At 68.2% G+C, this 475-nt stretch carries 1 protein-coding gene; it reads right to left on the reverse strand.

Annotated elements, in window-relative coordinates:
- A partial coding sequence (locus QZH66_RS18405; protein WP_305807233.1) for a tripartite tricarboxylate transporter substrate-binding protein occupies positions 1-475 on the reverse strand: 475 nt, incomplete at both ends.

Raw genomic sequence — 475 nt, forward strand, 5'->3', positions numbered from 1 at the left:
TTCATCCAGTCCTGGCTGCCGACCGTGCCGCCGGCGCCGAACACCACCTTGGTCGGGTCGGCCTTGACGGCGGCGAGCACGTCCTTGAGCGTCTTGTAGGGCGAGTCGGCCGCCACGGTGATGGCGCCGTAGTCGGTGCCGATGGCGGCGAGCCAGCGCACGTCGTTCTCGTTGTAGCGGCCGAATTTGCCCTGGGCCAGGTTGAGCAGCGAGCCGCTGGAGAAGGCGACGAGGGTGTTGGCCTGGTCGGGGCGCTGGGCCACGATGGCGTTGTAGGCCACGGCGCCAATGCCGCCGGGCATGTAGGTCACGCGCATCGGCTCGGCAATCAGCTTGGCGTTCTGCAGCCCGCTTTGCACCAGCTTGCAGGTCAGGTCGAAGCCGCCGCCCGGCTTGGCTGGGGCGATGCATTCGGTCTTCTCAAGGGGGCCGGCCGCGTGGGCGAAAAAGGCGGAACCTGTCAGCAACAGGGCGA

Origin of the sequence: Stenotrophomonas sp. YIM B06876, assembly GCF_030711595.1 — a bacterium.
In the GTDB taxonomy this organism is placed as follows: domain Bacteria; phylum Pseudomonadota; class Gammaproteobacteria; order Xanthomonadales; family Xanthomonadaceae; genus Stenotrophomonas.